This is a genomic window from Actinomadura rubrisoli (genome assembly GCF_004349215.1).
Lineage (GTDB): Bacteria > Actinomycetota > Actinomycetes > Streptosporangiales > Streptosporangiaceae > Spirillospora > Spirillospora rubrisoli.
The window spans coordinates 1-8975 of sequence record NZ_SMKU01000372.1 but is presented as its reverse complement, the minus strand read 5'-3'; the positions used below and the strand labels follow the sequence as shown (position 1 = coordinate 8975).

Below are 8975 nucleotides of genomic sequence, written 5' to 3'. Positions count from 1 at the left end.
GGGCAGGGGAAGGTACCACCCGGGGGGTGCTGATCATGGGGCAGTGGTTCACGAGAGAGATCGCTGAAACCGGCCGGCTCAGGTTGTTCTGCTTCTTCGTGGCGTTCATCGCGGCGTTCGTGTTCATCCGGTTCAGCGTGCGGATGATCCGACGGCAGGCGCGCTGGTGGCCGGGGAACGTCACGCCCGGGGGCCGGCATGTCCATCACGTGGTGTTCGGCCTGGTGTTCATGTGCGTGGGCGGCGTCGGCGGCCTGGCCGTCGCCGACGGGTCGTCCGGCTGGGCGGGGGCCGCGGCCGCTCTCTTCGGGGCGGGCACGGCCTTGGTCCTGGACGAGTTCGCCCTGGTCCTGCACTTGGAGGACGTCTACTGGAGCGAGCAGGGCAGGCTTTCGGTCGAGGTCGTCTTCATCACGGTCGCGCTGTGCGGGTTGCTGCTGCTGGGACTGCGGCCGCTGGGCGTGGACGATTCCCCCGGCGGCGGGCTGTGGCACATCGCGCTCGTGCTCCTGTTCGATCTGTGCGCTTCCGTGGTGGCCCTCCTCAAGGGAAAGATCTGGATGGGCCTGATCGGGCTGTTCATCGGGGTGCTGGCGCTGATCGGGGCCGTCCGCCTCGCCCGCCCGGACTCGCTTTGGGCCCGCCGCCGCTACCCTGCCGGGTCGCGCAAGGAGCGCCGCGCCCAGGCCCGTGAGCGCAGGTACCGGCGTCCCATCGAGCGGCTCGGCACCGCGCTGGGCGACCTGGTCGCGGGCCGTCCGTCCGCGAAGGACTGAAGTGCCGCCCGTCGCCGGGTCCTCAGGGACGGTAGGTGCCGAAGTACCACTCGTTGCCCTCCGGGTCGAGGGCCGCGTATTCGCGCGAGCCGTAGTCCTGGTCGGCCGGCTCGCGGAAGATCTCGGCGCCCGCGGCCTTGGCGCGGGCGTAGTGGGCGTCCGGGTCGTCCACGGCCACGTAGAGCGCCGAGGTCCCGGGCTTGCCCTTGTTGAACATGAAGATGCCGGTGTCGTAGCTCATCTCGGTGTGGACGAAGTTGCCCTGCTCGTCCTTGAAGACCTCGTGCGGGGTGAAGCCGAAGGCCCGCTCCAGCCACTCGATGGCCTTGCCGGGGTCGCTGTAGCTGATCAGCGGGTAGAAGGTCCGCCGGATCTCGCTCGTCATATCGTCCTCCATGGGTCGTCGTAGGTGATCTGCCCAGTCTGTCGGCGCAGGTCACACGGGTCTTGGACGAATGTGACCTCAGCGGGCGAGCCTCCGCCGCATGACTGTTACTCTCCGGTAAACCTTCCTGTCAGAAAGGAAACCGCCGTGCAGCCTGAGCGGATCGACCCCGCGCTCGTGGACTTCGCCGTCCTGGCCGGGTGGATGGACGGCCAGGGCCTGCCCGGCGGGCCGTTCGAGGACGTCGCGCCCCTGACCGGCGGGACGCAGAACATGCTGATCCGCTTCCGGCGCGGCGGCCGGGGCTACGTGCTCCGGCGCGGCCCGGCGCACCTGCGCGCGCGCACCAACGAGGTGCTGCGGCGCGAGGCGCGCGTGCTGGCCGCCCTGGACGGCACCGGCGTGCCCGCGCCGCGCATGATCGCCGCCTGCCCGGACGAGACGGTCATGGGCGGCGCCGTCTTCTACCTGATGACCCCGGTCGAGGGCTTCAACGCCTCGGTGACCCTGCCCGATCCGCACGCCGCCGACCGCTCCGTCCGGTACGCGATGGGGCTGAACGCGGCGCGGGCCCTGTCGGCGCTCGGGGCGGTCGACCACCAGGCGGCCGGGCTGGGCGACTTCGGCAGGCCGGGCGGGTTCCTGGAACGGCAGGTGGGCCGCTGGAGGTCGGAGCTGGAGTCCTACAGCGCGCTGGACGGCTACCCGGGGCCGCGGATCCCGGGGCTGGACGAGGTCGCCCGGTGGCTGGACGCCCACCGGCCCGCGACGTGGCGGCCGGGGATCATGCACGGCGACTACCACCTGGCCAACCTGATGTACTCCTATGACGGCCCCGAGGTCGCGGCGATCGTCGACTGGGAGATGTGCACGATCGGCGACCCGCTGCTCGACCTCGGCTGGCTGCTGGCGACCTGGCCGGTCGACGGCGACGAGAGCGCGTCGCTGGCCGGCCCGCTCGGCGCGGCGGGCGGCCTGCCGGCGGCGGACGAGCTGGTCGCCGCCTACGCCGAGCGCGCGGACGCCGTCGCCGGGCGGGACCTGTCGTCCATCACCTGGTACGCGGTGCTCGCGTGCTTCAAGCTCGGCATCGTCCTGGAGGGCACCCACGCGCGCGCGTGCGCCGGGAAGGCGTCCGCGGAGACGGGCGACCTGCTGCACTCGATCACCCTGGGGCTCTTCCGGCGCGCGCAGGAGCTCATCGCGACCTGATCTTTATCTACCCCTTGTAGTACTACACATCGTCGTACTACGTCGCTCCTCCTGGGCGAGATCGCCCTGTACTCGTTCCTCGTCCTGCTCGCGTCCGGCGTGTTCCTGACGTTCTTCTTCAAACCGAGCATGGCCGAGATCGTCTACGACGGCTCGTACGTGCCGCTGCGGCAGGTGCACCACTGGGCGGCGCTCCTACCTCGGCTTCTTCCTGCTGGGCGGGGAGTTCCCCGGCACCGACCTCGTGCCGCGGCTGTACATCGTGCACGTCCTGCTGGTTCCCGGGCTGATGCTGGCGCTCGTCCCCGCGCACGCGATCGTCCTGCCGTGGGTGCAGAAGCACACCGACTTCCGGCACGGGCGCAGCACGGAGAGGGCCGTCGAGGGCAAGCCGTTCTTCCCCGTCTTCATGGCCAAGACCGCGGCGTACCTGCTGTTCACCGCGGGGGTGACCGTGCTGCTGGCCGCGTTCGTCCAGATCAACCCGGTCTGGCTGTACGGGCCGTACTCCCCCACCGCCATCAGCGCCGGCTCCCAGCCGGACTGGTACCTGGCGTTCGGGGACGGCGCGCTGCGGCTGATGCCCGGCTGGGACGTCGCCGTCGCCGGGCACACCCTCGCGCTCGGCGTCGTCGTGCCGCTGCTGGCGATCACGGTGTTCTTCACGCTGCTGGCGCTGTACCCGTTCCTGGAGCGCCGCGCCACCGGCGACCAGGCCCTCCACCACGTCCTGGACCGGCCGCGCGACACCGCCACCCGGACCGGGCTCGGCGCCGCGGGCATCGCCTTCTACGGCGTGCTGTGGGCCGCGGCGGGCAACGACGTCATCGCCGACCGGTTCCACCTGTCGCTGTTCGCGACGACCTGGTTCTTCCGCGCCGCCGTCCTGGCCGGGCCGGTGCTGGCGTTCGCCGTCACCCGCAGGATCTGCCTGGGGCTCCAGCGGCGCGACCGCGCGATCCTCGGCCACGGCGTGGAGACCGGCGTCATCGTGCGGTCCCCGTCCGGCGGCTACAGCGAGCGGACGCGCCCGCTGCCCCCGGAGGCGGCCGAGCGGCTGCGCCCGCCGGTGCCGGGCGCGTCCCCGTCCGGCGGTCCCCTCGCGCGGCTCTTCGCCGACGGCGAGCTGGAACCGGCGCAGGACCGGGACCGCAGGCCCGTCTCGCCCGGATGATCACCGGTCTGGGAGGATCGGACCGCACGGGGAGGTGCGATGGAGATCCGCAGGGGCGGCACGGACGACGTGCCGGTGATCATGGCCATGATGGACGGCGCCGTGGAGTGGCTCGCCAGGAACGGGCGCTCGGGCCAGTGGGGCGGCGAGCCCTGGTCGGCCAGCCCGCAGCGGGTGGAGCGGATCGGCGGCATCGCGCGCTCCGACGAGATCTGGGTGGCCGAGGTGGACGGCCGCCCGGCCGGGATCCTGGCCGTCTCGCCGGAGCCGCCGCACTACGTCGACGCGATCGACGAGCCCGAGCTCTACATCACGCTGCTGGTGACCGACCGTGCGTTCGCCGGCCTCGGCGTCGGCGCCGCCCTGATCGCCAAGGCCCGGGACGAGGCGCGGGCGAAGGGCGCCGCCCTGCTGCGCGTCGACTGCTACGGCGGCGGGGACGGCCGCCTGGTCGACTACTACCGCCGCAACGGCTTCGAAGCGGTCGCCGAGTTCGCGGTCGGCGAGTGGCCCGGCCGGCTCCTCTCCCAGCGCCTCCACGGGTGACTCGCTGGCTCGGGCGGGGCCGAACCCCATGTCGGATTCCTGCCAGCGGAACGTTCCATTCACGGGGCATGCTCGTCCTATGGACGAACACCACCGGCCCTTCCGCTTCGGCGTCGTGGGCGAGTCGGTCCGCACCGCCGCGGACCTGGTAGCGACTGCGCGCCGCGCGGAGGACCTCGGCTACGCGACGCTGACGCTGCGGGACCACTTCACCCCGGACGACTTCGGCGACCAGCTGTCGCCGATGGTCGCCCTGACCGCCGCCGCCTGCGCCACCACCACGCTGCGCGTCGGGACGCTCGTCCTGGCCAACGACTACCGGCACCCGGCGATGCTCGCCAAGGAGGCCGCCACGCTCGACCACGTGTCCGGCGGCCGGTTCGAGCTGGGCATCGGCGCGGGCTGGCTCCGCGAGGAGTACGACCGCGCCGGGATGCCGTTCGACCCCGCCGGCACGCGGGTGGGACGCCTGGAGGAGTCGCTGGAGGTCCTGCGAAGCCTGCTCTCCGGCGACAAGACCGACTTCGCGGGCGAGCACTACCGGATCGACGGCCTGGCGGTCTTCCCCCGCCCGAAGCGCCGCCCGCCGATCCTCGTGGGCGCGGGAAGCAAGCGCATGCTGGGCATCGCCGGACGGCACGCCGACACCGCCGGCATCCTCCCCCGCGCCCTCCCGGCGGGCACGATCTCCGACGAGATCACCGAGCGCCTGCCCGGCACCATCGCCCGCAAGGCGGACTGGGTCCGGGAGGCCGCCGCCGGACGCGATGTCGAGCTCAGCATGCTGGTGTCCCCGACGATCGGCCCGGACCCCCGCCGCGCCGCCGCCCGCGTGGCCGTCCTGCGCGGCTGGGGCGCCTCGTCCACCGACCTCGTCCTCGACATGCCGTCGCAGTTCGTCGGCCCGCCCGAGCACATCGCCGAGCAGATGATCGCCCGCCGCGACCGCTACGGCTTCACCTACTACCTCGTCTCCGACGCGCACATGGACGCCTTCGCCCCGGTGATCCCGCTCCTCACCGGGTCCTGACCCGGCGACGGAGCGGGATCACAGGGCGGGATCACAGGGCGGGATCGGCGAAGCCGGCGTTCATGGCGAGGCTGAGCTCCGGCTCGGTGAGGCGGTCGCCGTCGAGGGTGTCGACGACGCGGCCGTGCTGGAAGACCAGGACGCGGTGGCACAGCTCGACCAGCTCGGCGAGGTCGGTGGAGGCGATCAGCACGACCCGGCCGGCGGAGGCCAGGTCCCGGACGATCCCGTGCAGCTCGCCCCGGGCGCCGACGTCCACGCCGCGGGTCGGGTCGTCCAGGGCCAGGACGGACGGGGCCGCGTCCAGCCACTTGGCCAGCACGGCCTTCTGCTGGTTGCCGCCCGACAGCTCGCCCGCGCGGGCGCGGACGTCGCCGCGGATCCGCAGTCGCTCCAGGTGCCCGTGCGCGCGCTCGATGAGGCGGGCGCGGCGGGGCATGGAGCCGCCGCGCCCCTGGCCGAGCCAGCTGACGGAGGTGATGTTCTCCCACAGCGGCTTGTCCAGCATTAGGCCCCGGCCCTTGCGGTCGCCGGAGATGTAGGCGACGCCCTCGGTGACCGCGTGCCGGGCGGAGCGGGGCGACCGGCCGTTCGGCAGCCGCACCTCGCCGGCGGACGGGCGGGCCCGGCCGCAGACGGCGTCGAGGACGGCCAGGTGCCCCGAGCCCTGCAGCCCGGCCAGGCCGACGATCTCCCCGCCGGCCGCCGCGAGCGACACCGACCGCAGGCGGCCGGGCACCGTGACGCCGGTGAGGGAGACCGCCGTCCCGCTGGGGCGGTGCGGGACGGCGGCCGGGGGCGCCGCGTCCCGGGCGGGCTGCCCGAGCATCGCGGTGACCAGGAAGTCCAGCCCGACGTCGGCTGCCGGGGCGCCCGGCAGCACGACCTTGCCGTCGCGCAGGACGGTGACGCGGGTGGCGACCCGCATGACCTCTTCGAGGAAGTGGGAGATGTAGAGGACGGCCAGCCCCCGCCCGGCGAGCCGCCGGGTGACCGCGGCGAGCCGGGCGGCGGCGTCGCGGGGCAGCGCCGAGGTCGGCTCGTCCAGGATCAGCACGCGGGGGTCCTGGAGGAGCGCCCGGCAGATCTCCAGGAGCTGCCGGTCGGCCAGGGGCAGCTCGCCGGTCCTGACGTGCGGCGGCGGGTCCAGGCCCAGCTCGTCCAGGACGGGCTGGGCGAGCCGCCGCATCTCCCGGGCGCTGACCAGGCCGCCGCGGCGCGGCGCCCCGTACGGGAAGAGGTTCTCCAGCACGGTCAGGTCGTCGTAGGTCATCAGCTCCTGCGAGACGATCGCCACGCCCTGGGAGGCGGCCTGCCGCGCGTCGGAGAACCGGACCCGCGCGCCGTCCAGCTCGATCGTGCCGCCCTCCGGCCGCACCACCCCCGAGATGATCTTGACGAGGGTGGACTTGCCGGCGCCGTTCTCGCCGACGACGGCGTGCACCTCCCCCGCCCGCAGGTCGATGCCGACGCCGTCCAGCGCGGTGACGCCGCCGTAGTGCTTGACCAGGCCGGAGGCGACCAGCATGTCAGCGGGCCTCCCTGAGCGGCCGGATGCTCGCGCCCGTGTTCGCCAGGAGCCTGTCGAGCTGCGGCTTGTACCAGGTGTAGGCGTTCCGGACGTTCTGCTGCCGCTTGAGGATCTCGTCGATGTTGGTCTTGTCGATCACGAGGCCCGGCGTCTTGAACCAGCCGGACGGCAGCTTGCCGTCGTTCTCCCGCACCGCCTTGATCAGGATCGCGGTGGAGACGTAGCCCTTGAGGTAGTGCTCGGGGTCGATCCCGACGAAGTTCGTGCCCCGCTTCACCGCGTCCAGGGTCTTGGGGTCGACGTCGAAGCCCGCGGTGAGGTACCTGCCCTTCTTCTGCTCCTTGAGCCGGGCGAGGTTGTAGCTGTCGGCGTCGCCGACGCCGAGGAACGCCAGGGCGTTCGGGTTGGCGTTCACCTGCGACTGCCACGCGCCGTAGTTCTGCGCCGGGTCGCTGTAGGTCTGGAACGGGCCGAGCACGCGGATCCCGGGCGCCTGCTTGGCCAGGCCGTCCTTGATGCCCTTGGCCCGGCTGTCCAGGACGGGCGCCCCCGGGTTGGGCACGCCGATGACCACGGTGCCCTTGGCGTTCGCGCCGAGGCGCTTGACCGTCTCCTGGGCCAGCAGCGTGCCGAGCTCGTAGTTGTCGTTGCCGACGTAGAAGTCGACCCTGCTACCGTCCGTCGGGGCCGTGTCGAGCGCGACGATCGGGATCCCCTTGCGGACGGCCTGCGCCGCGGGCCGGGTGAAGATCGGTGGGTCGAGGTTCTCCAGCACGATCCCGTCGGGGTGGGTGACGGTGAGGTTCTGGAACAGCTGCTGCTCGGCGGGTCCGTCGGTGTTGGGCGGCCCCACGACCTTGAAGTCGATCTTCCCGGCCTGCTTGGCCGCCTCGGTCGCGCCCTCGTACATCTCGCGGGCGAAGTTGAGGCTGTAGTTGGCGACGGCGATGCCCATCTTCAGCCGCTTGCCCTCGCCCGAGCCGCCGTCGTCGCCGCACGAGGCGGTGGCGAGGGCGGCGCCGAGCGCGAGGGCGACGGCCGCGGCGAGGGGCCCGCGGGGACGCGGGATCATGGGGTCCTCCCTGATGAGCGCCCGCCCCGGGCGGGGCGGGGGTCGCGCCCGGCGCGCGGTTCGCGCTCGGGCCGCAGGTCACGGAACCGGCGCAGCAGCGGCGCGGCGCCCACGGCGACGAGGATCACGCCACCGGTCGCGAAGGTCGTCCAGTTGATGGGGACGTCGAAGAACACCAGCGCCGCGGTGACGACGCCCAGGATGAGGGTGCCGGCCGCGGCGCCGAGGACCGAGCCGCTGCCGCCCTTCAGCGGGGTGCCGCCGATGATGGCGGCGGCGATCGCGGTGAGCTCGTAGCCCTGGCCGATGGTGGGGTCGCCGGCGATGAAGAACGCCAGGGCCAGGACCGCCGCCAGTCCCGCCATCAGGCCCGACAGCGCCAGCGCGGCGATGCGGGTGCGGGTGACGGGCAGGCCGCCGAACTCGGCGGCCTCGGGGTTGGAGCCGATGGCCCGCACCCGGGCGCCGAACCGCGTCCGGGTGAACAGCACGGTCAGCACGACCACCGACGCGGCGAACACCCACACCGCGTTCGGGACGCCGAGCGTCTCCTCGCCGCCCAGCACGCGGAAGAACGCGTCGTCCTGCGGCAGGTCGGTGATCTGCTTGCCCTCGGCCAGCGCCAGCCCCACGCCGCGCAGCAGCATGGACGTGGCGAGCGTGACGATGAACGAGGGCAGCCGCAGATAGGTCGTCACGACGCCGTTGATCGCGCCGACCAGCGCCGACAGGGCCAGCACGAGCAGCGCCGCGACCCAGGTGTTCACCCCGTCCCGGATGAGCAGCGCGCCGACGACGATGCCCATCGCGTACATCCCGCCGACCGAGAGGTCCACCTCCCGCATGGCGAGCGCGAACACCATCCCGCACGCCATCAGCCCGACGTAGACCGCGTTGTGCGTGGTGGTGAGCAGGTTCGTCGTGCGGACGAAGTCGGGCTCGAACAGCCCGACGCCGGCGACCAGCAGGACCAGCACCCCGACGACGCCGGCCTCGTCGGGGATCGGGCGGCGGAACCGGCGCCGCGGCGCGGCGGACCCCGGGGTCTCGTTCGCTGAGGCCGGCGCGGCGGACGGCTGTGGTGCGGACATGCGGCGAGCATGTGACCGGCGGGAGGCGACGACAAGGGTCGCGTTTCAGTGAGTGAAAAACGCACCTTGTCCGCACCGGGGGCGCGGCCCCACGCTGACCTCCATGAACGGAACGCAGCGGGTCGCGCTCGTCACCGGTGCCGCGGGCGGGCTCGGGC

At 73.0% G+C, this 8975-nt stretch carries 9 protein-coding genes; 5 read left to right on the top strand and 4 right to left on the bottom strand.

What is annotated here, in order from left to right; translation table 11 throughout:
* Positions 1–776: hypothetical protein (locus E1298_RS39875; protein WP_243726108.1), on the top strand; the 776-nt coding region annotated here is incomplete at its 5' end.
* A gap of 22 nt (positions 777–798) precedes the next feature.
* Here E1298_RS39875 and E1298_RS39870 read toward each other — a convergent pair.
* A complete protein-coding gene (locus E1298_RS39870; RefSeq protein WP_131902574.1) occupies positions 799–1161 on the bottom strand; it encodes a VOC family protein in 363 nt (120 codons plus the stop codon).
* 147 nt (positions 1162–1308) lie between these two features.
* Between E1298_RS39870 and E1298_RS39865 the strand changes: the two genes are divergently transcribed.
* The 4 genes from E1298_RS39865 to E1298_RS39850 all read left to right on the top strand — a co-directional run bounded on the left by E1298_RS39865 (position 1309) and on the right by E1298_RS39850 (position 5123).
* Entirely contained in the window at positions 1309–2373 is a 1065-nt protein-coding gene (locus tag E1298_RS39865) for a phosphotransferase family protein (RefSeq protein WP_341770692.1), read from the top strand.
* A gap of 244 nt (positions 2374–2617) precedes the next feature.
* Positions 2618–3547 (top strand): cytochrome b N-terminal domain-containing protein, encoded by a 930-nt coding sequence (locus E1298_RS39860; protein WP_243726107.1) that lies wholly within the window; start codon positions 2618–2620, stop codon positions 3545–3547.
* Between the two features lie 39 nt (positions 3548–3586).
* Positions 3587–4093, top strand: coding sequence for a GNAT family N-acetyltransferase (locus tag E1298_RS39855; RefSeq protein ID WP_131902573.1), 507 nt, complete (start codon positions 3587–3589; stop codon positions 4091–4093).
* A gap of 79 nt (positions 4094–4172) precedes the next feature.
* Positions 4173–5123, top strand: coding sequence for a TIGR03621 family F420-dependent LLM class oxidoreductase (locus E1298_RS39850; protein ID WP_165975890.1), 951 nt, complete (start codon positions 4173–4175; stop codon positions 5121–5123).
* Positions 5124–5154: 31 nt separating this feature from the next.
* Here E1298_RS39850 and E1298_RS39845 read toward each other — a convergent pair whose 3' ends face one another.
* The 3 genes from E1298_RS39845 to E1298_RS39835 are packed head-to-tail and all read right to left on the bottom strand — an operon-like array spanning position 5155 to position 8817.
* Positions 5155–6651, bottom strand: coding sequence for a sugar ABC transporter ATP-binding protein (locus tag E1298_RS39845; RefSeq protein ID WP_131902571.1), 1497 nt, complete (start codon positions 6649–6651; stop codon positions 5155–5157).
* Position 6652: 1 nt separating this feature from the next.
* On the bottom strand, positions 6653–7726 hold the full coding sequence (locus E1298_RS39840) for a sugar ABC transporter substrate-binding protein (RefSeq protein ID WP_131902570.1): 1074 nt from the start codon (positions 7724–7726) through the stop codon (positions 6653–6655).
* Positions 7723–8817, bottom strand: coding sequence for an ABC transporter permease (locus E1298_RS39835; protein WP_131902569.1), 1095 nt, complete (start codon positions 8815–8817; stop codon positions 7723–7725). The genes E1298_RS39840 and E1298_RS39835 overlap by 4 nt, the downstream gene beginning before the upstream one ends.
* Between the last annotated feature and the right edge of the window lie 158 nt (positions 8818–8975).